Below are 24394 nucleotides of genomic sequence, written 5' to 3' on the forward strand. Positions count from 1 at the left end.
GAGAAACTATGTTTGAACCAATGGAACTAACCAATGACGCGGTGATTAAAGTCATCGGCGTCGGCGGCGGCGGTGGCAACGCCGTTGAACACATGGTGCGCGAGCGCATCGAAGGTGTTGAATTCTTCGCTGTGAACACGGACGCCCAGGCGCTCCGCAAAACGGCGGTTGGCCAAACCATCCAGATTGGTAGCGGTATTACCAAAGGTCTGGGTGCGGGCGCGAACCCTGAGGTGGGTCGCAATTCAGCGGAAGAAGACCGCGAAGCCCTGCGCGCAGCGCTGGACGGCGCAGACATGGTCTTCATCGCAGCCGGCATGGGCGGCGGTACCGGTACCGGTGCGGCGCCAGTGGTGGCTGAAGTGGCTAAAGATTTGGGTATTCTGACCGTGGCCGTGGTGACCAAGCCTTTCAACTTCGAAGGCAAGAAGCGCATGGCATTCGCGGAGCAGGGTATCGCTGAACTGTCCAAACACGTGGACTCGCTGATCACCATCCCGAACGACAAGCTGTTGAAAGTTCTGGGGCGCGGCATCTCTCTGCTGGACGCGTTCGGCGCGGCCAACGACGTGCTGAAAGGCGCGGTGCAGGGTATCGCCGAGCTGATCACCCGTCCGGGCCTGATGAACGTCGACTTCGCCGACGTGCGCACCGTGATGTCCGAAATGGGCTACGCGATGATGGGTTCCGGCGTGGCTTGCGGTGAAGACCGCGCCGAAGAAGCGGCCGAAATGGCGATCTCCAGCCCGCTGCTGGAAGACATCGACCTGTCCGGCGCGCGCGGCGTGCTGGTCAACATTACCGCTGGCTTCGATCTGCGTCTGGATGAGTTCGAAACTGTGGGTAACACCATCCGTGCATTCGCTTCCGACAACGCTACCGTGGTTATCGGTACCTCGCTGGATCCGGAAATGAACGACGAACTGCGCGTTACCGTGGTTGCAACCGGTATCGGTATGGACAAGCGTCCTGAAATCACTCTGGTGACCAATAAGCAGGCCAGCCAGCCAGTGATGGATCACCGTTATCAGCAGCACGGCATGTCGCCTCTGCCGCAGGAAGTGAAACCTGCCGCCAAGGTGGTCAACGACCAAGCTGCGCAGCCGAATAAAGAGCCCGACTATCTTGATATTCCAGCCTTCCTGCGTAAACAGGCAGACTAAGAATATCCTGAGAATTTGGAATCTCCGCTCTTTGTGCTAAACTGTCCCGCCGGCCATGCTGTATGCTTGGCTGGTAGGATGGATAACATTGCGAGATAAAACGATGATCAAACAAAGGACATTAAAACGTATTGTTCAGGCGACTGGCGTCGGTTTGCATACCGGCAAGAAAGTCACGCTGACAATGCGCCCAGCGCCGGCTAATACCGGGGTCATCTATCGTCGCACTGACTTGAATCCACCGGTTGATTTTCCGGCTGATGCAAAATCCGTGCGTGATACCATGCTCTGTACTTGCCTGGTGAATGAGCATGACGTGCGTATTTCGACCGTTGAGCACCTCAACGCTGCGCTGGCTGGGCTGGGCATCGACAACATCGTCATCGAAGTCGACGCCGCTGAAATCCCAATCATGGACGGCAGCGCCAGTCCGTTCGTGTTCTTGCTGCTGGATGCCGGCATCGAAGAACTGAACTCGGCGAAGAAATTCCTGCGTCTGAAAGAGACCGTGCGTGTTGAAGATGGCGACAAGTGGGCCGAGCTGTCCCCGCATAACGGGTTCCGCCTGGACTTCACCATCGACTTCAACCACCCGGCTATTGACGCCAGCTCTCAGCGCTACCGTCTTGATTTCTCGGCTGAGTCGTTCGTGCGTCAAATCAGCCGCGCGCGCACCTTCGGGTTCATGCGCGATATCGAATATCTGCAGTCCCGCGGCTTGGCCCTGGGCGGCAGCTTCGATTGCGCCATCGTGGTAGATGACTACCGCGTGCTGAACGAAGACGGTCTGCGTTTCGAAGACGAGTTCGTACGTCACAAAATGCTGGACGCCATCGGCGACCTGTTCATGTGCGGCCACAACATCATTGGCGCGTTCACCGCGTTCAAGTCTGGGCACGCGCTGAACAACAAACTGCTGCAGGCCGTACTGGCCAAGCAGGAAGCGTGGGAATACGTGACCTTCCAGGACGAAGCCGAAATGCCGTTGGCATTCAAGGCACCGTCTACCGTATTGGCGTAAGGTCTGAATTCCTCGCCTGCTGCGAATAACGGCAGGCGCATCCTCTGAGAGCCTGAGAATTCAGGCTCGTGATGCCGTCTGATGTTTTGCAGTTGTGTCGCTGATTACTTATCACGACTGGTTGTGTTGGTACCCTCTCCGGCCAATGCAGCCAGCCGTTCCAATATCTTGCGCAGTTTCTCCGGGCTACGGCTCGCCAATCCTCTCAGCTCTTCCGCACTTTCCAGACTCAAATGCCGCATCGGCACGGGTTTTTCCGGCGCTTTCTCGGCGTTTTGCACCTGGTTGCTGCCTTTCGCCATCAAGGCCGGATTAATCCTGATGTCGATCGACGACAATGATGGTAGAATTTGCGCTCGTAGTGCAGACAGCAAAGCGGGTTGTTCGTAGCGCAAGCGCATCATCCAACTGGCATTTGCCGTTTCGAGCACTAAAATACCCTGTCGGAAATTCGCGACGCGGCACCAGGGATGCAGGGGAGCGGGCAACAGGCCCTTCACTGCACGGTTAAGCTTGAGCAGCGCCACCGCGCGTTGCTGGACGTTATGCAGCGGCCCTTTGCTGCCGGCAGACGCGTCGTCGAACAGGACATCTAATAATTGTGGACGGCTATCGCGCATAATGGGCTCCGGCGGATTATAAACTCGTGATCGGTATTCTAAATCGTTGGCGACAATTTGGCAGACGTTATTTCTGGCCCCATCTCCTGTTAGGGATGGTTGCGGCCACGCTTGGCGCGTCTTCCAATTTGTCCGGCGCTCCCGATCAGGCCGCACTGCCGAATACGTCGTCCAGCCTTAACCGGCAAAATTCGGCCAACGGCACCTTCACCAGCCTGGCCCTGCTGCAGGACGCGCACCGCCGCCCTACCTTCAGCGTAGATTATTGGCAGCAGCATGCACTGCGCACCGTCATTCGTCACCTCTCTTTCGCGTTGGCGCCGCAGGCGGTTTATGCGCGGGTACAGGAGAGCGAAGCCGAAGCGGAACCGCCTTTGCAGGTAGCGCAACTGGCGCTGCTGTCTACCCTCAATGCGCTGCTGACGCATGAGCCGAAGCCGCCGACCATCATTCGCCACACCCACCTTGAGGTGCTGCCAACGCTGGCGCGGCACCAGACCGGCCTGTGGGTGGCTCAGGTGCAAGGCATTCGCGCCGGGCCCGTCGTTCTCGTCTGACTCCGCCCTTAGGGCATAAAAACCATAAATAATAGCAAGTTGACTGCCGCATTCGGCCGTCATGACAGAGATATCAAACATCATGTTAGTGAAATTATTAACCAAAGTTTTTGGCAGCCGTAACGATCGTACCCTGCGCCGCATGCGCAAAGTGGTTGAGCAGATCAACCGCATGGAACCGGACATGGAAAAACTGTCCGATGACGAGCTGAAAGCGAAAACCAACGAGTTCCGCGCACGCCTGGAAAAAGGCGAGTCGCTGGAAAGCCTGATCCCGGAAGCCTTCGCCGTGGTGCGTGAGGCGAGCAAGCGCGTGTTCGGCATGCGTCACTTCGACGTGCAGCTGCTGGGCGGCATGGTGCTGAACGACCGCTGCATCGCCGAGATGCGTACCGGTGAAGGTAAAACCCTGACCGCGACGCTGCCGGCCTACCTGAACGCCCTGAGCGGCCGCGGCGTGCACGTGGTGACCGTCAACGACTATCTGGCGCAGCGTGACGCCGAAAACAACCGCCCGCTGTTCGAGTTCCTCGGCCTGAGCATCGGCATCAACCTGCCGGGCATGCCGGCGCCGGCCAAGCGTGAAGCTTACGCCGCCGACATCACCTACGGCACCAACAACGAATACGGCTTCGACTACCTGCGCGACAACATGGCGTTCAGCCCGGAAGAGCGCGTGCAGCGCAAACTGCACTATGCGCTGGTGGATGAGGTGGACTCCATCCTGATCGATGAAGCGCGTACGCCGCTGATCATCTCCGGCCCGGCCGAAGACAGCTCCGAGATGTACATCAAGGTCAACAAGCTGATCCCTAAACTGATCCGCCAGGAAAAAGAAGACTCCGACACCTTCAAGGGTGAAGGGCACTTCTCGGTGGATGAGAAGGCGCGCCAGGTCCACCTGACCGAACGCGGCCTGATCCTGATCGAAGAGATGCTGGTGGAAGCCGGCATCATGGATGAAGGCGAATCGCTGTACTCGCCGACCAACATCATGCTGATGCACCACGTTACCGCCGCGCTGCGCGCCCACGTGCTGTTCACCCGCGACGTTGACTACATCGTGAAAGACGGCGAAGTGATCATCGTCGATGAGCACACCGGCCGCACCATGCAGGGCCGCCGTTGGTCCGATGGCCTGCACCAGGCGGTGGAAGCCAAAGAAGGCGTGGAGATCCAGAACGAGAACCAGACGCTGGCTTCGATCACCTTCCAGAACTACTTCCGTCTGTACGAGAAGCTGGCCGGGATGACCGGTACCGCCGATACCGAAGCCTTCGAATTCAGCTCGATCTACAAGCTGGACACCATCGTGGTGCCAACCAACCGTCCGATGATCCGTAAGGACATGCCGGATCTGGTGTACATGACCGAGAAAGAGAAGATCGACGCCATCATCGAGGACATCCGCGAGCGTACCGCCAAAGGCCAACCGGTGCTGGTGGGTACCATCTCGATCGAGAAATCCGAAGTGGTGTCCCGTGAGCTGACCAAAGCGGGCATCGACCACAAGGTGCTGAACGCCAAATTCCACGCCATGGAAGCGGACATCGTCGCCCAGGCCGGCCAGAGCGGTGCGGTAACCATCGCCACCAACATGGCGGGTCGTGGTACTGATATCGTGCTGGGCGGCAGCTGGCAGGCCGAAGTGGCGCTGCTGGAAGCGCCGACCGAAGAGCAGATCGAAGCCATCAAAGCCGCCTGGAAAGAGCGCCACGACGCGGTGCTGGCGGCGGGCGGCCTGCATATCATCGGCACCGAGCGCCATGAATCGCGCCGTATCGATAACCAGCTGCGCGGCCGTTCCGGTCGTCAGGGCGACGCCGGTTCATCCCGCTTCTATCTGTCGATGGAAGATGCCCTGATGCGTATCTTCGCCTCGGATCGCGTGTCCGGCATGATGCGTAAACTGGGCATGAAAGAAGGCGAAGCGATTGAGCACCCGTGGGTGACCAAGGCGATCGCCAATGCCCAGCGTAAGGTAGAGAGCCGCAACTTCGACATCCGTAAGCAGCTGCTGGAGTACGATGACGTCGCCAACGATCAGCGCCGCGCCATCTACAGCCAACGCAACGAATTGCTGGACGTGTCCGACGTGAGCGAAACCATCGCCAGCATCCGCGAGGACGTGTTCAAGAGCACCATCGACAACTACATCACGCCGCAGTCGCTGGAAGAAGAGTGGGACATTCAGGGGCTGGAAGAGCGCCTGAAGAACGACTTCGATCTGGAGATGCCGATCGCCCAGTGGCTGGACAAAGAGCCGGAGCTGCACGAAGAGACGCTGCGCGAACGCATTCTGGAGAACGCCAAAGAGCAGTATCAGCGTAAGGAAGAAGTGGTCGGCAGCGAGATGATGCGCAACTTCGAGAAGGGCGTGATGCTGCAGACGCTGGATTCCCTGTGGAAAGAGCATCTGGCGGCGATGGACTACCTGCGCCAGGGTATCCACCTGCGCGGTTACGCGCAGAAGGATCCGAAGCAGGAGTACAAGCGTGAATCCTTCAACATGTTCGCCACTATGCTGGAATCGCTGAAATATGAAGTGATCAGCGTGCTGAGCAAGGTACAGGTGCGGATGCCGGAAGAGGTGGAAGCGCTGGAACAGCAGCGCCGTGAAGAGGCCGAGCGTCTGGCGCAGCAGCAACAGCTGAGCCACCACGACGAGAACGCGCTGGTGACTGAAGATCCGAACGCGCCGGCGACTGCCGAGCGTAAAGTGGGGCGCAACGATCCTTGCCCATGCGGTTCCGGCAAGAAATACAAGCAGTGCCACGGCCGCCTGCAGTAATGCCGGCCGCGGTTAACCGATAACACCCAGGGGTTCAGCTTGCTGAGCCCCTGTTTTTTGGCACCCATCAGGAGGGTGAGATGAAACATCTGAATATCGCCGTGGGCATTATCCGCAATGCTCAACAGGAGATCTTTATTACCCGCCGCGCCGCCGATGCGCACATGGCCGGATTCTGGGAGTTTCCCGGCGGTAAGATCGAACAGGGTGAAACGCCGGAACAGGCGTTGAGCCGCGAGCTGCGGGAAGAGACCGGTATCGAAGCCGAACGCGCCGAACTGCTGGAGGTGGTGGAGCACCGCTTCAGCGATCGCATCGTGACGCTGAATTTTTATCTGGTAGAAGCCTGGGCGGGTGAGCCGTTCGGCCGTGAGGGGCAACCGATGCGCTGGGTAAAACAGGCGGACCTGCGTGAAGACGAGTTCCCGGAAGCCAACGTCGGCATTATTCAGCTGCTGGTGGCACAGGCGAACGCCGCGCAATAACCAGTTTGGCCTGGCGTCCGCCAGGCCAACAGCGGGCGATCAGCGATCGTCCATTTCGCTCCAGTCTTCGCTTTCCGACAGATCGCTGTTGCTCGGAATGCGCTTCTCTTCATCGGCCCACTCGCCGAGATCGATCAGCTGGCAGCGTTTGCTGCAAAACGGCCGGAATGGACTGACTTCACCCCAAACCACGCCGGTGCCACAGGTTGGGCATTTTACTACGGTCGTCATAACGGTTCCTTACGCCTTCTGACAATACTGAGAAGGCTTTCTTTCATAAGTTCAACAACAGGCCAGTTCGAACGTCAGGCGTTCAGGCACCGCGCCATGTTCGCTGTCCAGCGGCAGGAAACGAATAGCATAACGCGTCTTATGGCCGGAAATCTGCGGATAAAGCTGCGGCGCCAGATGGAGGCGCAGGCGCAGCAGATCCGCCCCTTCGGCGTTGTCCTGGAAAAAACCGTTCAGGCTGATTTGATTGCGGAACGGCCCGGATTGGCGGATCAGATCCAACACCATGATCAGCGCCTGGTTCAGCGGATCCAGCGACTGCAGCCAGGCGGCGACGTCGGCATCGCGATCTTGCTGCGGCGCGTGCATCCACATGTGCAGGGTCGGCAGATCGAAGCTGCAGCAACCGCCAGGAATGTTCAGCCGCTGACGCACCAGGCCGATCAGCCGATCTTCGCGCAGCGCCTGGCCGAGGCGCGGCGCCGCCATCAGCGCCGATGAGCGCGACTTCAGCTGGCCGCGCAGCTGGTCGATCAGCGCCATATCCACGCCCGGCACATCGGCCCAGGCCAACAGTTTCTGCTGCTGGCGCTCCAGCTCTTTGAGCAGTTCGGTGCGCACTTCGCCGCGCTCCAGCACGTCCAGCAAGTCGGAGACGGTGCGAAAGAAGGTGAGGGCGATGGCGGTTTCACTCAGGGCGCGTTGGCCGTGCAGCTGTTGCAGCAGGAATTCGATGCGCAGCCAGGTGCGCATCTTCTCGTTCAGCGGGTGTTCAAAGAGAACGGTTGGGGAAACATCACTCATGCAGTTTAATCCTGTTGGGGCGCTGTTGCCGCCAGTTCAAGGTAGCGACGATGCAGAGCGGCGACCTGTGGCTCTATCCCCTGAGCGGCGCCGCTGTTGTCAATAATGTCATCCGCCACGGCGAGGCGCTGCTGGCGCGTGGCCTGGGCGGCGAGAATGCTCTGCGCTTGCTCACGGCTTACGCCGTCGCGCGCGATGGTGCGAGCCAGCTGGGTTTCGGCGTCGACGTCGATCACCAGCACCCGATCGGCGCGATCCTGCAGGCGGTTTTCCACCAGCAGCGGCACCACCCACAGCGCGTACGGGCTGGTGGCCTGCGCCAGTTGGCGCTGGGTTTCTCGGTGTATCAGCGGGTGCAGCAGCTGGTTCAGCCAGGTTTTGTCATCGGGATGGCTGAAGATGCGCTGACGCAGCGCAGCGCGATCCAACGCACCGTCCGGCAGCAACATTTCATTACCAAATCGTTCGGCGATCGCGGCCAAGGCAGGGGTGCCCGGCTCGACGACCTGACGGGCGATCACGTCGGCATCGACAAGGGTTGCGCCGTGGCGCGCAAAGGCGTTCGCGACGGTCGTCTTGCCGCTGCCTATGCCCCCGGTCAACGCAACAATGTAGGCCATGGTGTTAGGTGCATCCGATGTTCATAAAAAAATAATAGTCGAATCATAAAGCGATCGCGCAGAAGTGCAAGTCGGCAGGCGGCGCTTGCGCATCGGCACCGATTGGGTGGCGAGAAAAAACGCAGCGGCACGGCAAAAATGAGCGGGCAATCACACTGCGATTATGCAGGTAAATTTGTCGGATTGTAGCGTAAATAAAGGCGAATTCGCAGTCTTGTTCGGCGATTATTAGCGCGTATTATAACGTCACTGGAACTGGCATTAATCTCGCCGCCGTCTTTTTGCGCCACTGGAAAGCCGTCGGGTAGAGGTTCGAATATCCTCCTTGCGATCCGTCGCCATTAACCAGGAAATCATAAGTCATGCGTATTGAAGAAGATTTGAAGTTGGGCTTTAAAGACGTGTTGATCCGCCCTAAGCGTTCCACGCTGAAAAGCCGCTCCGAGGTTGAACTGGAACGTCAGTTTACCTTCAAGCATTCAGGTTGCAGCTGGTCCGGCGTGCCGATTATCGCCGCCAACATGGACACGGTGGGCACCTTCCGCATGGCCGAGGCCCTGGCTTCTTTCGACGTTCTCACCGCCGTACACAAACATTACAGCGTCGAGCAATGGGCTGACTTCGTGCAGCGCATGCCGGAATCGGTGCTGCGCCACGTGATGGTGTCCACCGGCACCTCCGAAGCCGACTTCGCCAAAATGCAGCAGATCCTGGCCCTGTCTTCGGCGCTGAAATTCATCTGTATCGACGTGGCCAACGGCTACTCCGAACACTTCGTCGCCTTCCTGCAGAAAGCGCGCGAAGCCTGCCCGAATCACGTCATCTGCGCCGGCAACGTGGTAACCGGCGAGATGGTGGAAGAGTTGATCCTCTCCGGCGCCGACATCGTTAAAGTCGGCATCGGCCCGGGGTCGGTATGCACCACCCGCGTGAAGACCGGCGTGGGCTATCCGCAGCTGTCGGCGGTGATCGAATGCGCCGACGCGGCCCATGGGCTGGGCGGCCAAATCGTCAGCGACGGCGGCTGCTCGGTGCCGGGCGATGTCGCCAAAGCCTTCGGCGGCGGCGCGGACTTTGTGATGCTGGGCGGCATGCTGGCCGGCCACGACGAGTGCGAAGGCACCGTGGTGGAAGAGAACGGCGAGAAGTTCATGCTGTTCTACGGCATGAGCTCTGAGTCGGCGATGAAGCGCCACGTCGGCGGCGTAGCAGAGTATCGCGCGGCCGAAGGCAAAACCGTCAAGCTGCCGCTGCGCGGCGAGGTGGAGTTCACCGTGCGCGATATCCTCGGCGGCTTGCGTTCCGCCTGCACCTACGTCGGCGCCGAGCGCCTGAAAGAGCTGACCAAGCGCACCACCTTTATCCGCGTGGCGGAGCAGGAAAACCGCGTCTTCGGCAGCAAATAAGCCGCAGCTTGCATTCGGGCGCCGCGCACCGCGGCGCCCGCTATCCTCTTCTTTATCCCAGCACGCTGCCCAGTTGAAAGATAGGCAGATACATGGCGATCACCAAAGCGCCGACAATCCCGCCCACTACCAGCATCAACAGCGGCTCCAGCGTTTGCGTCAGCGTATCGGCCAGCTCGTGCGTCTGCCGTTCATACCACTGCGCCAACTTATCCAGCAAGGCGTCCAGCGAACCGGACTCCTCGCCCACCCGCACCAGCTGCCGGCACAGTGGCGGAAACAGCGGTTGCAAACCCAGGGCCTGATGAAACGCTTCGCCTTCGGCGATCTGCCGTTGCACCTGCTCCAGCGCCTGCCGGTACAGCGGATGATCCGCCGCCAGCGCCGCCGCGTTCAAACCTTCCACCAGCGTCAGCCCCGCGCGTTGGGTCATGGTCAGGATACGAAATGTTTGGCTCAGCGCGCCGCCGCTCACCAGCCGGGCAATCAGCGGCAGGCGCAGCAAGGCGGCCTGTTCGCGTTGGCGCCACGGAGGGCGCGGATGCAGCCAGCGGCAGTAGCCGAACAGCAACGCGCCGAGCAGCAGCGCCAAATAGGGGCCTACGGCGATCAGCAGCGCGGACAACCCCAATAATCCTTGGGTAAACCAGGGCAGCTGCGCATCGAACGACTGATAAACCTTGGCAAATTCCGGCAGCACCATCACCAGCATCAGCACGCTGACCAGCAGCGCCACCGCGCAGATGAAGAGGGGATAACGCAGCGCTTTGGTCACCTTGCGGCGCAGCAGCAACTGGGCCTCTTGTTGTTGCGCCAGCTGCAGGCAGCAGCGATCGAGGTTGCCGGTCAGTTCGCCGATGGCGATCAGTTGGCGATAGATCAGTGGAAAAACGCTTGGTTGTGCGGCAAGGCTTTCGGAGAGCGGCTGCCCTTCGCGCACCTGGTCGGCCAGCTGGCGCAGCAGGCAGCGCCAGGCTGCCGAAGGGTGCTCTGCCGCCAGAAGCTGCAGCGTATTGACCAGCGGCAGCCCGGCCTGCAACAGGGTAGCGAGCTGGCGGGTGAAGTGGATTAAGGGTTCTCCGCGCCATTGGCCGGGCGTGACGCGTTTACCGTGCCCGATCCGCCAAGGTTGCAGGCCTTGTTCGATCAGCAGCCGGCTCACCTGCCGTTTTTCCTCGCTCATCAGTTCGCCGCGGCGTAAGGTGCCGTGAGCGTCGAAAGCCTGCCACAGAAACAACCGGCGCGCTTTCATGGCGTGGTTACGCCGGGCTGGACGACGTCGATCACGCGGTACAGTTCTTCCAGCGAGGTCGTGCCTTCGGCGGCCAGCGCCAGACCCGCCTGCAGCAGCGAAAGCTGCCCCTGTTCGCGGGCGATATCCGCCAGCAGACTGGGTGCGGCGTTCGCCAGCAATGCCGCCTGAATTTCCGGCGTAATGGCCAACAGTTCATACACGCCGATGCGCCCATAATAGCCGCCGAAGCAGTGCTCGCAGCCGTCGGCGCGCCAGGCGGTCAGCGGTTCCGGCCAGAGCGCGGTGGGAAAATGCGCCGGCTGGCTTTGCGGGTAGCGGCAGTGGCGACACAGCCTGCGCACCAGCCGCTGGGCGACGACCAGCTTCAGGCAGCCGGCGAGCAGGTAGCCGGGGATACCCATGTGCATCAGCCGCGTCAGGGTTTCAGCCGTGGAGTTGGTATGCAGCGTCGACAGCACCAGGTGGCCGGTTTGCGCGGCCTTGACCGCGATCTCGGCGGTTTCCGCATCGCGGATCTCGCCGATCATGATGACGTCCGGATCCTGGCGCAGCAGGGCACGCAGCACTCGGGTGAAGTTCAGCTCGGTTTTGGCGTTGATCTGGGTCTGATTGACGCCGAACAGCGGGATCTCGACCGGATCCTCGACGCTGCACAGGTTGCTTTGCGCATCATTCAGCTGGCGCAGCCCGCTGTACAGCGTTACCGTCTTGCCGCTGCCGGTCGGGCCGGTCACCAGGATCAAACCTTGCGGGCAGGCCAACGCTGCCGCGTAGCGCGCCAGATCCGTCCGGCTCATGCCCAGTTGATCCAGCGGCAGCTCTTGCTGCTCGCCCTGCTGAACGCGCAGCACCACCTTTTCGCCGTGCAACGTCGGCAGGGTGGCGATGCGCGTGGCATAGCGCGCGCTGTCCAGCGTCAGGCTGAGCTGCCCGTCCTGAGGTTGACGGCGCTCGGCGATATCCAGTTGGCCGAGGATCTTCAGCCGGGCGATGAGGCGCGCAGCCAGCTGCGGCGGCGGTGAGGCAAGGGTTTGCAGCACGCCGTCGATGCGCAGGCGAATGCGAAAATGCTGCCGAAAGGGCTCAAAGTGAATGTCCGAGGCGCGGCGCTGAATGGCCAGGCGCAGCGTCTGGTTGATGAACTGTACCACCGGCGCATCGCCGTCGTCGGGATAGGCGATGTCGGTCGTATCCTCTTCGGCCGTCAACGGCGCCGGGAGCGGCTCGTGGTGTTGGTTCAGCGCCATCTCCAGCCTGGCCGCCGGCCATTGTTCCAAATGTATGCGCTTGCCGGTGGCGAAACGCAGCGCCGCCAGCAGCCCCTGCGGCGCTTCTTCGCTGAGCGCGACCGTCAGGGTGGTCGGGTCTTCGCTCAGCGCCAGCGCCTGATAGCGCCGGCACAGGGCGTGAACCTCTTCGCTGATTTGCGCGTTCATCGCCATTACTCCGCCGCGTTGTCGAAGCGGAAGACTTCCTGGCACACCTCAACCAGCGTCGCGTTTTCGCTGCTGCACAGCCGGGTCCAGCGGGTCAGCCCATCGGCGTTCGACTTGGGGGTTAATGCCACCGCCAGGCCCTGTAGCGTTTGGCTGCCGGTCAGCGTGATCACGCCTTTGACGACTTTCACCCCGCTGACATAGCGCGACGTGCCGCCGGTGGGAATGCCTTTGCTGCCGGCCTCGCAGCCGGCGGGCGCGCCTTCGTCCAGTACGCACAGCTCGACCGCCATTTTATACGGCGCCATGGTTTGCAGCATGTCGGTCATCGCTGCTTTCTGGATGTAGCGCTGGTAGGCGGGAATGCCGATGGCGCTGAGGATGGCGATGATGGCGATCACCACCATCAGTTCTATCAGGGTAAAGCCGCGTTGTGTTTCCATGCGTTGTTTCCTCCATTGGGGTGTGGAAGACAACGGTAGCGGCTTGCTCGGGGGCACGGCGAGGGGCGGTTACGCGTTTCTCGGCGCGCTTCCATCAGTAATGATGTGGTTTGCAGCGGTGAAAAAAACGGTGAGAGGGGGTTCGCAATTTTACGGTAACGCCCCCGGCAGCGGCCGGGGGCGAGGGGATCATTTGAAGCGCATCGACAGATCGAGCGCGGTCACATGCTTGGTCAGCGCGCCGACCGAAATGTAATCCACGCCGGTTTCGGCGAAGGTGCGCAGCGTCTCGCGGGTGACATTGCCGGACACTTCCAGCTGGGCGCGGCCCTGGGTTTGGGCGACCGCCTGACGCATCATCTCTACGCTGAAGTTGTCCAGCATGATGATATCGGCGCCGGCATCCAGCGCCTGCTGCAGTTCATCGAGCGACTCGACTTCCACTTCCACCGGCACGTCGGCGTGCAGCCAGAAGGCTTTTTCCACCGCGTTCTTGATCGAGCCGGAGGCGATAATGTGGTTTTCCTTGATCAGGAAGGCATCGGACAGCCCCAGCCGGTGGTTGCTGCCGCCCCCGCACAGCACGGCGTATTTCAGCGCGGTGCGCAGGCCGGGTAAGGTCTTGCGGGTATCGAGCAGGCGAGTCCGGGTGCCTTCCAGCAGGGCCACATAGCGGCTGACCTCGGTCGCCACGCCGGAAAGCGTCTGCACGAAGTTCAGCGCGGTGCGCTCGCCGGTCAGCATCACCCGCGCCGGGCCGCGCAGCCGGCAGAGCGGTTGGTTCGGCGTCAGACGGTCGCCGTCCGCCACCAGCCACTCCACCTGCACCTGATTGCCCAACTGAATAAAGACTTCGTTCAGCCAGCGGCGACCACAGAACACGCCGGCTTCGCGGGTGATGACGGTGGCTTCGGCCTGTTTGTCTGCCGGTAACAATTGCGCGGTAATATCGCGTCCGGCGTCGACTTCACCCCCCAGGTCTTCGCGCAGCGCCTGGGCGACGGCATAGGGAATATCACTTTCAATTCGTTCAAGAAGCTCGGTGCGGCGACTGTCGGCACTGTAGCGGCGTGTCGGCATGGAAAACTCCGAAATGGACGGTTAGATCGTAGGGGAACATGCTACTCTGTTGCAGGAATAAGTACCACCGCAGAGAGGTGTCTGATGCAGTTGGAAAATGGCTGGATTGTCGGGGCGACGCGAGTGCTCTCGCCGCACTGCGATCGGCGCCCGGATGACGAGCCGCCCTCGCTGCTGGTCATCCACAACATCAGCTTGCCGCCCGGCGAGTTCGGCGGCCCCTATATCGACCAACTGTTCACCGGCACGCTCGACCCTGCGCAGCACCCTTATTTCGCCGATATCCATCAGCTGCGGGTGTCGGCGCATTGCCTGATTCGCCGCGACGGGGCGATAGTGCAGTATGTGCCCTTCGACCAGCGCGCCTGGCACGCGGGCGTTTCCCTGTATCAGGGGCGCGATCGGTGCAACGATTTCTCCATCGGCATCGAGCTGGAAGGGACTGACCAGTTACCCTACACCGAAGCGCAATATCGCACGCTGCAGGCGGTCACCGTGCTGCTGGCCGAACATTATCCGCCGCTGGCGTCCAATATCGCCGGGCATTGCGATATCGCCCCCGGCCGCAAGACCGATCCCGGGCCGGCGTTCGATTGGGATCGCTATCTGGCATCTCTGGAACAACGCGGCGCGCCCGCCGACGCTATGCTTGAGACAAGAAAAAGGGAGAGGAATCGCTAATGACGCTGTTTACGCTGTTGCTGGTTTTGGCCTGGGAGCGCCTGTTCAAGCTGGGAGAACACTGGCAGCTGGATCATCGCCTCGAAGTGGTATTTCAGCGGCTGCATCGGGTTTCGCTGGCGCAGACGCTGGCGATGACCGCCGCCTGGATGGTGATCGTCTGGGGCGTTCTGTGGTTGTCGCACGGGCTGTTCTTCGGCGTGGTGACGCTGCTGCTGTGGATCGTCATCGATCTGCTGTGCGTCGGCGCCGGCATCAAGCGCAAACACTACCGCGCCTACCTGAAAGCGGCGCGACAGGGGGATATCCACGCCAGCGATCAGATGGCGGAAGAGCTGGCGTTGATCCACGGCTTGCCGGTGGACTGCAGCGAAGAGCTGCGCCTGCGCGAGCTGCAAAACGCGCTGCTGTGGATTAACTTCCGTTATTACCTGGCGCCGCTGTTCTGGTTTGTGGTCTTTGGGCCGTACGGGCCGATCGCGCTGGCGGGGTATGCCTTTCTGCGCGCCTATCAAACCTGGCTGGCGCGCCACAATACGCCGCTGGAGCGTTCGCAATCGGGCATCGATCACCTGCTGAACTGGCTGGACTGGATCCCGGTGCGTTTGGCTGGAGTGGCCTACGCGCTGTTTGGCCACGGTGAACGCGCGCTGCCGGCCTGGTTCGCCTCGCTGGGGGATCGGCATTCGTCGTCGTATCAGGTGCTGACGCGGCTGGCGCAATTCTCGCTGGCGCGCGATCCGCATATGGATCCGGTGCAAACGCCGCGGGCGGCGGTGACGCTGGCGCGCAAGGTGACGATGATCATCGTGGTGGTGGTGGCGCTGTTGACCATTTACGGCACGCTGCTTTAAGCAGCTGCGAAAAACAAAACGGGCGCCTCGGCGCCCGTTTTTTTGGCCATTCGGCCGGGATTACAGCTTGGCGAAGCAGCGACGCGCGGCGTCGATGGTGCGCTGAATGTCTTCCTTGCTGTGCGCCACGGACATGAAGCCCGCTTCGAAGGCGGACGGCGCCAGATACACCCCTTCTTCCAGCATCAGGTGGAAGAAGCGCTTGAAGCGTTCCACGTCGCACTGCATCACGTCCTGGTAGCAGGTGACCGCCGGCGCGTCGGTGAAGAACAGGCCGAACATGCCGCCGACGTTGTTGACCACCAGCGGAATATTCTCCTCCTGCGCCGCGTGCAGCAGGCCAGCGGCCAGCATCTCGGTCAGTTCGGTCAGCGTCTGGTGCACGCCGACCTGTGAGACTTCGGTCAAACAAGCGTAGCCCGCCGCCATGGCGATCGGGTTGCCGGACAGGGTGCCGGCCTGGTAGACCGGGCCGGTCGGCGCCAGCGCCTCCATCACCTCGCGACGGCCGCCGAAGGCGCCCACCGGCATGCCGCCGCCGATGATTTTGCCGAGGCAGGTCAGATCAGGCTCGACGCCGTAATAGGATTGCGCGCCGGCCAGCGCGACGCGGAAGCCGGTCATCACTTCGTCGATGATCAAGAGCGCGCCGTACTTGTCGCACAGGGCGCGCAGGCCCGGCAGGAATTCCGGCAGCGGCGGCACGCAGTTCATGTTGCCGGCGACCGGCTCGACGATGATACAGGCGATTTCGGACGGGTACTGTTCGAAGGCGGCGCGCACCGAATCCAGATCGTTATAGGTGCAGGTCAGAGTGTGCTTGGCGAAGTCGGCCGGCACGCCCGGTGAGTTCGGCTGGCCGAGGGTCAGCGCGCCGGAGCCGGCTTTCACCAGCAGGCAGTCGGCGTGGCCGTGATAGCAGCCTTCGAACTTGATGATTTTATCGCGGTTGGTGTAGCCGCGCGCCAGGCGGATGGCGCTCATGGTGGCTTCGGTGCCCGAGTTCACCATGCGCACCATATCCATCGTCGGCACCAGCTCAGTGACCAGCTGCGCCATTTTGACTTCCATCTCGGTCGGCGCGCCGAAGCTCAGGCCGCGCTGCGCCGCTTCGATTACCGCGTCGCGGATCGCCGGGTGGTTATGCCCCAGCACCATCGGCCCCCAGGAACCGACATAGTCGATATAGGCCTTGCCGTCGGCATCGAACAGGTAAGCCCCGTCTGCCCGCTCGATAAACAGCGGCACACCGCCCACGCCGGTGAATGCACGCACCGGAGAGTTTACCCCGCCGGGGATCAACTGTTGCGCCTGGGCGTACAGACTTTCGGACTTGCTGTGTAGGCTCATAAATCGGCTCCTGGATTCTCTTTTGAATGATTTGACCGCGCTATTCTAGAGGAGAGCGCCGCGTTATGAAACGATCACAGTCAGATACCATTAACGGCAGCGTCCGCCGCCAGGTTGGGGTAGAATTATCGCTCTGCCTATTTGTATTACAAATTACCTGACGAATCACTCGCGATGACAGAATCACAATCACAGCTCGTCGGGACGTTGAGCCCGCGTCTTAGCCGCAGCGATGCGGTGCGTCAGTTTATTCGCCGCGATAAAACCCCGGTGGCGATCCTGGTGATGGCCGCGCTGGTGGGGGCGCTGGCCGGTTTGCTCGGCGTGGCCTTCGATAAAGCGGTGGAGTGGGTGCAGCAGCAGCGGCTGGCTTCGCTGGCGCAGGTCGCCGACTCCTGGCTTCTGGTGTGGCCGCTGGCGTTTATCCTGTCCGCCGCGCTGGCGGCGCTGGGCTATTACCTGGTGCGGCGCTTTGCGCCTGAGGCGGGCGGCTCGGGTATTCCGGAAATCGAAGGCGCGCTGGAAGAGCTGCGGCCGGTACGCTGGTGGCGCGTGATCCCGGTGAAATTCATCGGTGGCATGGGCACGCTGGGGGCGGGCATGGTGCTGGGGCGCGAAGGGCCCACGGTGCAGATGGGCGGCAACGTCGGGCGTATGGTATTGGACGTGCTGCGCATTCGCGGCGCCGAGGCGCGTCATACATTGCTGGCGACCGGGGCCGCCGCCGGGTTGTCCGCCGCGTTCAACGCGCCGCTGGCCGGCATCCTGTTCATCATCGAAGAGATGCGGCCGCAGTTCCGCTACAACCTGATCTCGATTAAAGCGGTGTTTATCGGCGTTATCATGTCGAGCGTGGTGTTCCAGCTGTTTAACGGCCAGGGGGCGGTGATCGCGGTCGACAAACTTTCTTCGGCGCCCATCAATACCCTGTGGCTCTATCTGGTGTTGGGGGCAATCTTCGGCGCGGTGGGCGTGGGTTTCAACGCGCTGATCTTCCGCACCCAGGACATGTTCGCGCGCCTGCACGGCGGCAGAATGCGCAATGTCTTGCTGATGGGCGGGCTGCTCGGCGGCGTGTGCGGCATTCTGGGGCTGATCCAGCCGGAGGCAGCGGGCGGCGGCTTTGGGCTGATCCCGATCGCCGCGGCGGGCAACTACAGCGTCGGCATGTTGATGTTTATCTTTATCACCCGCATCTTCACCACGCTGCTGTGCTTCGGTTCCGGCGCGCCGGGCGGCATCTTCGCGCCGATGCTGGCGTTGGGCACGCTGTTCGGCACCGCCTTCGGGCTGGCGGGGGCGCATCTGTTCCCGCAGTACGGCATCGAGGCGGGCACCTTCGCCATCGCCGGCATGGGGGCGCTGTTCGCCGCCACGGTGCGCGCCCCGCTGACCGGCATCGTGCTGGTGCTGGAAATGACCGACAACTACCAACTTATTTTACCGATGATCATCACCTGCCTCGGCGCCACGGTGGTGGCGCAGCTGCTCGGCGGCAAGCCGCTGTATTCGTCGATCCTGGCCCGCACGCTGCAAAAGCAGGAGGCGCAGCTGGCGCGGGAGGCGGCGCAGAAAACAAGTAAGGAAAATACAACAAATGCGGTGAATACTTGAACGCAACACTCAGGTATCGGATAATCGTTAATATTAATCAGGCAGCCATAGTCGCGATCTGATGCTGAACAATGTTGGGAGTAAAGAGTATGAGTGATCAAACGGCACTGCCCCTGCAATTTACCGAGGCAGCAGCAAACAAGGTTAAGTTCCTGATTGCTGACGAAGAAAACCCGAACCTGAAGTTGCGGGTTTATATTACCGGCGGCGGCTGCAGCGGATTCCAGTACGGCTTCACTTTTGACGACAAGGTCAACGATGGCGATATGACCATCGAGAAGCAGGGCGTGGCGCTGGTGGTCGATCCGATGAGCCTGCAGTACCTGGTCGGCGGTTCGGTGGACTACACCGAAGGGCTGGAAGGATCGCGCTTTGTGGTGACCAACCCGAATGCCAAAACCACCTGCGGTTGCGGTTCGTCGTTCAGCATCTGAGTTTGCCTGCCGGAATATCAACCCGCTCGCCTTACGGCCGGCGGGTTTTTTTATGCCTACCCTTCCACGAGGATCACTGCCGTGCCGTTCTCCTGCGCCGGCCGGCCGGCCGTGAGTGATGCGCGGCGGCTCAGCGTTCGAGAATAAAGGCGGGCAGCTTGAGATGCCAACGAATGGCCGCCAGCCGAATGGCCAGGGTAATGAGCATGCCCAGCATCATGGCCTGTTGCAGCGGCATATTGAAGGTGTAAAACGCCGTGGCGTGCACGATGCCGCCGATGATGCAGGCGGTGGCGTAAATTTCGGTGCGCAGGATCATCGGGATCTCGCGCGCCAGCACGTCGCGGATAATGCCGCCGCCGACGCCGGTGATCACCCCCATGCAGATCGCCACCAGCGGGCCGGTGCCGGCCGCGAAGGCCTTGTTGACGCCGATGCCGACGAACACCGCCAGCCCGACGGCGTCCAGCACCGGCAGCACCCACTTCGGCAGGCGGCGCGGCTGGCGCACCAGCAGCAGCGTCAAGACGCAGGTGATCATCGCCACCACCAGATCGGTGGGATCCTTGACCCAGAATACCGGGCCGTTGGCCAGCGCCATGTCGCGGATGGTGCCGCCGCCGACCGCGGTGACCACGCCCAATACCAGCACGCCGAACGGATCCATGCGCAGCTTGCCGGCCAGCAGCACGCCGGAGACGGCGAACACCGCCGTGCCGAGAATATCCAGCCAGAACACCAGCATCAGCGGATCTCCGCCAACTGGCGGCACAGCTGCTGCGCCGCCAACAGCAGGCGCGGCCCGCCGCGATTGAACCAGTCTTCGTTCAGCGCGATCACCGGCACCTGCAGCTGCGGCGCCCAGAAGGCTTTCACATTGGCGGCCTCTTTCGCGCCGCCGGTGATGACGATGGCCTGCGGCTGACGCGCCAGTACCTGCTCGCGGCTGATCTGCGGCCAAGGGGTGCGGCTGTCGGCGAAGACGTTCTGCCCGCCGCACAGCGCCAGCACCTGGCTTTGCAGCGTGGCGCCGGAGCTGGTGAACAGCGGCTGGGTGCCGAACTGCAGCAACACGCGGCGTGGCACGTTAGTGGCGTACTGTTGCTTGAGAGCGGCGAACTGGCGGCGAAGGCCTTCTGCGGCCTGATGCGCCTGGTCCGGGTGCGGGCTGTAGCGCGCCAGCTTGTCCAGCAAGCCGGCGATCCCTTCGAGATTGTCGGCGTCCGCATAGAAGATCGGGATGCCGAACGCGGCGAGCTGATCCAACGCGCGTTGCGGATTGCCGCCGCGCCAGGCGAGGATCAGATCCGGCTTGAGCGCCAGCACCCGCTCCAGATTGATGCCCTGCCAGGAGGCCACCTGCTCCAGCCTGGCGGCCTGCGGCGGGTAATCGGAATAGGCGCTCGCCGCCACCAGCACATCGCCCATGCCGGCGGCATAGGCGAGTTCGGTGGCGTTGGGCGCCAGGCTGATCACCCGCTGCGCGGCGCCGGCCGGCAGAGCCAGCCAGAGCGCCAACAGGCAGAACATCGAGGTGAAGCGCAGTCTCACATCAACCGCGCTTGGCCAGGGTTTGCAGCATGGCGTTGACCATCAGCGTGGACTGCTTGGCCGCTACCACCAGGAACTCGTCAAAGCTCATGTGCGATTCGCTGTCGGCGACGTCGGAAATGGCGCGCACCACCACGAACGGCGTGCCGAACAGATGGCAGACGTGGGCGATCGCCGCGGCTTCCATTTCCACGGCGGCGACGCTCGGGAAGGTGGCGCGGATGCGCGCCAGCGGTTCGGCGCCGTTGATGAAGGCGTCACCGCTGCAGATCAGGCCGCGCACCGCGTGCAGATCCAGCTGTTTGATGCAGCTTTCCGCCAGCGCGATCAGCGCGTCGTCGGCGACGAACGCCGCCGGGCAGCCGGCCATCTGGCCCGGCTCGTAGCCGAAGGCGGTGACGTCGGCGTCGTGGTAGCGCACTTCTTCCGACACCACGATATCGCCCACGCGCAGCGTGCTGGCCAGGCCGCCGGCGGAGCCGGTATTGATCACCACGTCCGGGCTGCAGTGCTCCAGCAACAGGGTGGTGCCCATGGCCGCAGAGACTTTGCCGATGCCGGATTTCAGCAGGGCCACGTCAACGCCGCCGATCTGGCCGGTGTAGATTTCGCAGCCCGCGCGCTGGATGGTTTGACGGTTTTCGATTTGATCGCGCAGCAGGGTGACTTCCTGCTCCATTGCGCCGATGATGCCTACTTTCATAAATAACACTCGCTGATTGGCCGTGAGAATTGCGGCATAGTCTATCATGGCTGTGTAAGAGAGATAATGCGTTGCATCCGCCGCCGGGAATTGTTATCACGGGGGCAGGGCGCAACGGCGGAGAAACAGATGTCCGGGATCGACTTCAAGCAAAAAATCAGCTTCCAACGGCCTTTCAGCAAACCGATCGAGGCCGAGGAAGAGTACGACATCGTGCGGCAGTTCGAGAGCGATCGCGGGCGCATCGTCAACTCGGCGGCCATTCGCCGTCTGCAGCAAAAAACTCAGGTATTTCCGCTGGAGCGCAACGCGGCGGTGCGCAGCCGCCTGACGCACTCGATGGAGGTGCAGCAGGTCGGGCGCCATATCGCCAAAGAGATCCTCAACCGCTTCAAACAGGCGGGGAAGATCGACGAACTCGGCCTGACTCGGCTGCTCGATCCGTTTGAAAGCATCGTGGAAATGGCCTGCCTGATGCACGACATCGGCAATCCGCCGTTCGGTCACTTCGGCGAATCGGCGATCAATGACTGGTTTGCCCAGCGGCTCGATCCCGCCAGCTGCGGCAGCGAGCCGGGCAGCCACGATCGCTGCCAGGTGGCGACGCTGCGCCTGCATGAAGGGGAGAGCGATCTGAACCGGCTGCGCAGCCGGATCCGTCAGGATCTCAGCCACTTCGAGGGCAACGCCCAGGCGATCCGCATGGTGTACAGCCTGCTCAAGCTCAACCTGACCTACGCGCAGGTCGGCTGCATTCTGAAATACACCCGCCCGGCCTACTGGGCGAGCGACATCCCCGCCAGCCACAGTTATCTGATGAAAAAGCCCGGCTACTATCTGGCGGAAGAGGCCTTCGTCGATCGGCTGCGGCGTGAGCTGCATATGGGCGAGTTCGATCGTTTCCCGCTGACCTACATTATGGAGGCCGCCGACGATATTTCGTACTGCGTGGCCGATCTGGAAGACGCGGTGGAGAAGAGCATTTTCACCGTCGAGCAGCTGTATCAGCACCTGATTCAGGAGTGGGGCGAGGTGGCGCCGGGTGATTTGTTCGACAAGACCGTCGCCAGCGCGTTTCGCAAGATCGATCGCGGCGGCGCGCGGCGCAGCGCGGAAGATCAGTTCTTCATGTATCTGCGGGTGTTTACCGTGGCGCGGCTGGTGCCGCACGCGGCGCAGCGCTTTATCGACAATCTGGACGCGGTTTATCAGGGCAGCTTCAATCAGGCGCTGCTGGAGGATTCCAGCCCGGCCTACCGGCTGCTGAAAATATTTAAAAATGTGGCGTTCAAGCATGTGTTCAACCATCCGGAGGTCGAACAGCTCGAGCTGCAAGGCTACCGGGTGATCAGCGGCCTGCTGGACATTTACAGCCCGCTGTTGGCGATGTCGCTGGCGGACTTCAGCCTGCTGGTGCGTGAGGACAGCCACCGCGCTTACCCGATCGAAACGCGCCTGTTCCACAAGCTGTCCACCAAGCATCGGCTGGCGTATGCGGAGGCGGTAGAAGGGCTGCAGCATTTATCGCCGGAGCAGCAAGCCATTCGGGAATATTATTTCCGCGCGCGTTTATTGCAGGACTATATCAGCGGAATGACCGACCTTTATGCCTATGATGAATATCGTCGATTAATGGCGGCGGAATAATTAAGCTGAGGAATAATTATCAGCAATTCCAACCGGTTGGCTGTCTTGATTTTTGTAAAGACGGACAATATTTGTTTACTATTGCCAATCATCTGTGCCGGAACTTCAGGCTATTAATTAACTCTGAATAAGCACGCAAGACGGCCATTCTTTTTTGAACGACTTTATAAGAGACACACAGATGAAAAAAACCGCATTAGTTCTGAGCGCATTGGCATTCAGCATCGGCATGGCGATGGGCCCGGTGACGGCCAGCGCCGCTGAAACCGCCTCTTCCAGCACCCAGCAGTTGCCGAGCCTGGCGCCGATGCTGGAAAAGGTAATGCCTTCCGTGGTGAGCATTAACGTTGAGGGCAGCACCACGGTCAATACGCCGCGCATGCCGCAGCAGTTCCAACAGTTCTTCGGTGAAGATTCGCCGTTCTGCCAGGACGGTTCGCCGTTCCAGGGCTCGCCGATGTGTCAGGGCGGTGAACAGCCTGGGCCGGATGGCCAGCCGCAGGGCACGCAGCAGAAATTCCAGGCGCTGGGCGCCGGGGTGGTCATCGATGCCGCCAAGGGCTATGTGGTGACCAATAACCACGTGGTGGATAACGCCAACAAGATCCAGGTGCAGCTGAGCGACGGCCGCCGTTTCGACGCCAAGGTGATCGGCAAGGATCCGCGTTCCGACATCGCCCTGATCCAGCTGAAAGACTTCAAGAACCTGACGGCGATCAAGATGGCGGACTCCGATCAGCTGCGCGTCGGCGATTACACCGTGGCGATCGGCAACCCGTACGGGCTGGGCGAAACCGCCACCTCAGGCATCGTGTCCGCCCTGGGGCGCAGCGGCCTGAACATCGAAAACTACGAAAACTTTATCCAGACCGATGCGGCGATCAACCGCGGCAACTCCGGCGGCGCGCTGGTTAACCTGAACGGCGAGCTGATCGGTATCAACACCGCGATCCTGGCGCCGGACGGCGGCAACATCGGCATCGGCTTCGCCATTCCGAGCAACATGGTGAAAAATCTGACGGCGCAAATGGTCGAGTATGGCCAGGTGAAACGCGGCGAGCTCGGCATCATGGGCACCGAGCTTAACTCTGAGCTGGCCAAGGCGATGAAGGTCGACGCGCAGCGCGGCGCTTTCGTCAGCCAGGTGGTGCCGAAGTCTTCCGCCGCGAAGGCGGGCATCAAAGCCGGCGACGTGATCGTCACCATGAACGGCAAGGCCATCTCCAGCTTCGCCTCATTCCGGGCGGAGATCGGCACGCTGCCGGTCGGCAGCAAAATGTCGCTGGGCATTATCCGCGACGGCAAACCGGTGACCATTGACGTCACGCTGGAGCAAAGTGCGCAGACCCAGGTGGCCTCTGGCAATATCTACACCGGCATTGAAGGCGCCGAGCTGAGCAATGCCCAGGTCGGCAACCAGAAAGGCGTCAAGGTCGACAGCGTGAAAGCCGGCAGCGCCGCCGCGCGCATCGGCCTGAAAAAGGGCGACGTGATCCTGGGCGTGAACCAACAGCCGATCCAGAACCTGGGCGAGCTGCGTAAAATCCTCGACAGCAAGCCGTCGGTGCTGGCGTTGAATATTCAGCGCGGCGATAGCCAGCTGTACCTGCTGGCGCAATGATAAACGTCAGGCGCTAAAAGCAACAAA

24 protein-coding genes are annotated in these 24394 nt (G+C 61.5%); 12 read left to right on the plus strand and 12 right to left on the minus strand.

Annotated elements, in window-relative coordinates; genetic code table 11:
- The first annotated feature begins 8 nt into the window (after positions 1-8).
- Together ftsZ and lpxC are read left to right on the plus strand one after the other, a co-directional pair.
- Positions 9-1163 carry a cell division protein FtsZ gene (gene ftsZ, locus ACOWVD_RS10945; RefSeq protein ID WP_004932757.1) on the plus strand — a complete coding sequence of 385 codons (1155 nt, stop codon included), beginning with the start codon at positions 9-11 and terminating at the stop codon, positions 1161-1163.
- Positions 1164-1266: 103 nt separating this feature from the next.
- On the plus strand, positions 1267-2184 hold the full coding sequence (gene lpxC / locus ACOWVD_RS10950; protein WP_004932754.1) for a UDP-3-O-acyl-N-acetylglucosamine deacetylase: 918 nt from the start codon (positions 1267-1269) through the stop codon (positions 2182-2184).
- 104 nt (positions 2185-2288) lie between these two features.
- Here lpxC and ACOWVD_RS10955 read toward each other — a convergent pair whose 3' ends face one another.
- On the minus strand, positions 2289-2804 hold the full coding sequence (locus ACOWVD_RS10955) for a DUF721 domain-containing protein (protein ID WP_004932751.1): 516 nt from the start codon (positions 2802-2804) through the stop codon (positions 2289-2291).
- 26 nt (positions 2805-2830) lie between these two features.
- On the opposite strand from ACOWVD_RS10955, the gene secM reads away from it, so the two are divergent.
- From secM to mutT, 3 genes are all read left to right on the plus strand, one after another.
- Positions 2831-3361, plus strand: coding sequence for a secA translation cis-regulator SecM (gene secM / locus ACOWVD_RS10960; protein WP_076740942.1), 531 nt, complete (start codon positions 2831-2833; stop codon positions 3359-3361).
- A gap of 82 nt (positions 3362-3443) precedes the next feature.
- Complete coding sequence (gene secA, locus ACOWVD_RS10965) at positions 3444-6152, plus strand: preprotein translocase subunit SecA (RefSeq protein WP_049242045.1); 2709 nt, start codon at positions 3444-3446, stop codon at positions 6150-6152.
- A gap of 80 nt (positions 6153-6232) precedes the next feature.
- Positions 6233-6637, plus strand: coding sequence for an 8-oxo-dGTP diphosphatase MutT (mutT, locus tag ACOWVD_RS10970; RefSeq protein ID WP_033631788.1), 405 nt, complete (start codon positions 6233-6235; stop codon positions 6635-6637).
- Between the two features lie 39 nt (positions 6638-6676).
- Here mutT and yacG read toward each other — a convergent pair whose 3' ends face one another.
- From yacG to coaE, 3 genes are read right to left on the minus strand one after another with little or no spacing between them, the layout of a single operon-like run.
- Complete coding sequence (gene yacG / locus ACOWVD_RS10975; protein ID WP_004932737.1) at positions 6677-6868, minus strand: DNA gyrase inhibitor YacG; 192 nt, start codon at positions 6866-6868, stop codon at positions 6677-6679.
- 51 nt (positions 6869-6919) lie between these two features.
- Positions 6920-7672, minus strand: coding sequence for a cell division protein ZapD (gene zapD, locus ACOWVD_RS10980; protein WP_004932732.1), 753 nt, complete (start codon positions 7670-7672; stop codon positions 6920-6922).
- Positions 7673-7677: 5 nt separating this feature from the next.
- Complete coding sequence (gene coaE, locus ACOWVD_RS10985; RefSeq protein ID WP_004932729.1) at positions 7678-8292, minus strand: dephospho-CoA kinase; 615 nt, start codon at positions 8290-8292, stop codon at positions 7678-7680.
- 362 nt (positions 8293-8654) lie between these two features.
- Here coaE and ACOWVD_RS10990 point away from each other — a divergent pair, with 362 nt between their 5' ends.
- Positions 8655-9698: a GMP reductase gene (locus ACOWVD_RS10990; protein ID WP_004932727.1), complete on the plus strand. Its 1044-nt coding sequence runs from the start codon at positions 8655-8657 to the stop codon at positions 9696-9698.
- A 52-nt stretch (positions 9699-9750) separates the two neighbouring features.
- On the opposite strand, the gene hofC is transcribed toward ACOWVD_RS10990, so the two are convergent.
- From hofC to nadC, 4 genes are all read right to left on the minus strand, one after another.
- Complete coding sequence (gene hofC / locus ACOWVD_RS10995) at positions 9751-10950, minus strand: protein transport protein HofC (protein WP_049242047.1); 1200 nt, start codon at positions 10948-10950, stop codon at positions 9751-9753.
- Entirely contained in the window at positions 10947-12389 is a 1443-nt protein-coding gene (gene gspE, locus ACOWVD_RS11000; protein WP_342134803.1) for a type II secretion system protein GspE, read from the minus strand. Before gspE ends, hofC begins: the two co-directional genes overlap by 4 nt.
- A gap of 5 nt (positions 12390-12394) precedes the next feature.
- Complete coding sequence (gene ppdD, locus ACOWVD_RS11005; RefSeq protein WP_049242050.1) at positions 12395-12832, minus strand: prepilin peptidase-dependent pilin; 438 nt, start codon at positions 12830-12832, stop codon at positions 12395-12397.
- Between the two features lie 189 nt (positions 12833-13021).
- The gene (gene nadC, locus ACOWVD_RS11010) at positions 13022-13912 is read right to left on the minus strand and encodes a carboxylating nicotinate-nucleotide diphosphorylase (protein ID WP_004932717.1); all 891 of its coding nucleotides are present in this window, start codon (positions 13910-13912) and stop codon (positions 13022-13024) included.
- Between the two features lie 84 nt (positions 13913-13996).
- On the opposite strand from nadC, the gene ampD reads away from it, so the two are divergent.
- Both ampD and ampE read left to right on the plus strand, forming a co-directional pair.
- A complete protein-coding gene (gene ampD / locus ACOWVD_RS11015) occupies positions 13997-14593 on the plus strand; it encodes a 1,6-anhydro-N-acetylmuramyl-L-alanine amidase AmpD (RefSeq protein ID WP_049242053.1) in 597 nt (198 codons plus the stop codon).
- Entirely contained in the window at positions 14593-15447 is an 855-nt protein-coding gene (gene ampE, locus ACOWVD_RS11020) for a beta-lactamase regulator AmpE (protein WP_004932714.1), read from the plus strand. The genes ampD and ampE overlap by 1 nt, the downstream gene beginning before the upstream one ends.
- 60 nt (positions 15448-15507) lie before the next feature.
- On the opposite strand, the gene hemL is transcribed toward ampE, so the two are convergent.
- On the minus strand, positions 15508-16797 hold the full coding sequence (gene hemL, locus ACOWVD_RS11025; RefSeq protein WP_049242056.1) for a glutamate-1-semialdehyde 2,1-aminomutase: 1290 nt from the start codon (positions 16795-16797) through the stop codon (positions 15508-15510).
- A gap of 174 nt (positions 16798-16971) precedes the next feature.
- Between hemL and clcA the strand changes: the two genes are divergently transcribed.
- The gene (gene clcA / locus ACOWVD_RS11030) at positions 16972-18411 is read left to right on the plus strand and encodes a H(+)/Cl(-) exchange transporter ClcA (protein ID WP_197798698.1); all 1440 of its coding nucleotides are present in this window, start codon (positions 16972-16974) and stop codon (positions 18409-18411) included.
- 89 nt (positions 18412-18500) lie between these two features.
- The gene (gene erpA, locus ACOWVD_RS11035; protein ID WP_004932708.1) at positions 18501-18845 is read left to right on the plus strand and encodes an iron-sulfur cluster insertion protein ErpA; all 345 of its coding nucleotides are present in this window, start codon (positions 18501-18503) and stop codon (positions 18843-18845) included.
- A 130-nt stretch (positions 18846-18975) separates the two neighbouring features.
- Here erpA and ACOWVD_RS11040 read toward each other — a convergent pair whose 3' ends face one another.
- From ACOWVD_RS11040 to mtnN, 3 genes are read right to left on the minus strand one after another with little or no spacing between them, the layout of a single operon-like run.
- Positions 18976-19590 carry a TRIC cation channel family protein gene (locus ACOWVD_RS11040; RefSeq protein WP_015376663.1) on the minus strand — a complete coding sequence of 205 codons (615 nt, stop codon included), beginning with the start codon at positions 19588-19590 and terminating at the stop codon, positions 18976-18978.
- Positions 19590-20375: a vitamin B12 ABC transporter substrate-binding protein BtuF gene (btuF, locus tag ACOWVD_RS11045; protein WP_004932705.1), complete on the minus strand. Its 786-nt coding sequence runs from the start codon at positions 20373-20375 to the stop codon at positions 19590-19592. The genes ACOWVD_RS11040 and btuF overlap by 1 nt, the downstream gene beginning before the upstream one ends.
- 22 nt (positions 20376-20397) lie before the next feature.
- Entirely contained in the window at positions 20398-21099 is a 702-nt protein-coding gene (gene mtnN, locus ACOWVD_RS11050; protein WP_015376665.1) for a 5'-methylthioadenosine/S-adenosylhomocysteine nucleosidase, read from the minus strand.
- 129 nt (positions 21100-21228) lie between these two features.
- On the opposite strand from mtnN, the gene dgt reads away from it, so the two are divergent.
- The gene (gene dgt, locus ACOWVD_RS11055; RefSeq protein ID WP_044029676.1) at positions 21229-22746 is read left to right on the plus strand and encodes a dGTPase; all 1518 of its coding nucleotides are present in this window, start codon (positions 21229-21231) and stop codon (positions 22744-22746) included.
- Between the two features lie 181 nt (positions 22747-22927).
- Positions 22928-24367 carry a serine endoprotease DegP gene (gene degP, locus ACOWVD_RS11060; protein WP_015376667.1) on the plus strand — a complete coding sequence of 480 codons (1440 nt, stop codon included), beginning with the start codon at positions 22928-22930 and terminating at the stop codon, positions 24365-24367.
- Positions 24368-24394: the final 27 nt, after the last annotated feature.

This window comes from Serratia sp. SA088 (genome assembly GCF_049065515.1).
GTDB lineage: Bacteria > Pseudomonadota > Gammaproteobacteria > Enterobacterales > Enterobacteriaceae > Serratia > Serratia nematodiphila.

What these genes read in the sequence shown, in the direction of transcription:
- ftsZ (WP_004932757.1), top strand. Translation starts at nt 9, where the DNA reads ATGTTTGAACCAATGGAACTAACCAATGACGCGGTGATTAAAGTCATC.
- lpxC (WP_004932754.1), top strand. Translation starts at nt 1,267, where the DNA reads ATGATCAAACAAAGGACATTAAAACGTATTGTTCAGGCGACTGGCGTC.
- ACOWVD_RS10955 (WP_004932751.1), bottom strand. Translation starts at nt 2,804, where the DNA reads ATGCGCGATAGCCGTCCACAATTATTAGATGTCCTGTTCGACGACGCG.
- secA (WP_049242045.1), top strand. Translation starts at nt 3,444, where the DNA reads ATGTTAGTGAAATTATTAACCAAAGTTTTTGGCAGCCGTAACGATCGT.
- mutT (WP_033631788.1), top strand. Translation starts at nt 6,233, where the DNA reads ATGAAACATCTGAATATCGCCGTGGGCATTATCCGCAATGCTCAACAG.
- yacG (WP_004932737.1), bottom strand. Translation starts at nt 6,868, where the DNA reads ATGACGACCGTAGTAAAATGCCCAACCTGTGGCACCGGCGTGGTTTGG.
- zapD (WP_004932732.1), bottom strand. Translation starts at nt 7,672, where the DNA reads ATGAGTGATGTTTCCCCAACCGTTCTCTTTGAACACCCGCTGAACGAG.
- coaE (WP_004932729.1), bottom strand. Translation starts at nt 8,292, where the DNA reads ATGGCCTACATTGTTGCGTTGACCGGGGGCATAGGCAGCGGCAAGACG.
- ACOWVD_RS10990 (WP_004932727.1), top strand. Translation starts at nt 8,655, where the DNA reads ATGCGTATTGAAGAAGATTTGAAGTTGGGCTTTAAAGACGTGTTGATC.
- hofC (WP_049242047.1), bottom strand. Translation starts at nt 10,950, where the DNA reads ATGAAAGCGCGCCGGTTGTTTCTGTGGCAGGCTTTCGACGCTCACGGC.
- gspE (WP_342134803.1), bottom strand. Translation starts at nt 12,389, where the DNA reads ATGAACGCGCAAATCAGCGAAGAGGTTCACGCCCTGTGCCGGCGCTAT.
- ppdD (WP_049242050.1), bottom strand. Translation starts at nt 12,832, where the DNA reads ATGGAAACACAACGCGGCTTTACCCTGATAGAACTGATGGTGGTGATC.
- nadC (WP_004932717.1), bottom strand. Translation starts at nt 13,912, where the DNA reads ATGCCGACACGCCGCTACAGTGCCGACAGTCGCCGCACCGAGCTTCTT.
- ampD (WP_049242053.1), top strand. Translation starts at nt 13,997, where the DNA reads ATGCAGTTGGAAAATGGCTGGATTGTCGGGGCGACGCGAGTGCTCTCG.
- ampE (WP_004932714.1), top strand. Translation starts at nt 14,593, where the DNA reads ATGACGCTGTTTACGCTGTTGCTGGTTTTGGCCTGGGAGCGCCTGTTC.
- hemL (WP_049242056.1), bottom strand. Translation starts at nt 16,797, where the DNA reads ATGAGCCTACACAGCAAGTCCGAAAGTCTGTACGCCCAGGCGCAACAG.
- clcA (WP_197798698.1), top strand. Translation starts at nt 16,972, where the DNA reads ATGACAGAATCACAATCACAGCTCGTCGGGACGTTGAGCCCGCGTCTT.
- erpA (WP_004932708.1), top strand. Translation starts at nt 18,501, where the DNA reads ATGAGTGATCAAACGGCACTGCCCCTGCAATTTACCGAGGCAGCAGCA.
- ACOWVD_RS11040 (WP_015376663.1), bottom strand. Translation starts at nt 19,590, where the DNA reads ATGCTGGTGTTCTGGCTGGATATTCTCGGCACGGCGGTGTTCGCCGTC.
- btuF (WP_004932705.1), bottom strand. Translation starts at nt 20,375, where the DNA reads ATGTTCTGCCTGTTGGCGCTCTGGCTGGCTCTGCCGGCCGGCGCCGCG.
- mtnN (WP_015376665.1), bottom strand. Translation starts at nt 21,099, where the DNA reads ATGAAAGTAGGCATCATCGGCGCAATGGAGCAGGAAGTCACCCTGCTG.
- dgt (WP_044029676.1), top strand. Translation starts at nt 21,229, where the DNA reads ATGTCCGGGATCGACTTCAAGCAAAAAATCAGCTTCCAACGGCCTTTC.
- degP (WP_015376667.1), top strand. Translation starts at nt 22,928, where the DNA reads ATGAAAAAAACCGCATTAGTTCTGAGCGCATTGGCATTCAGCATCGGC.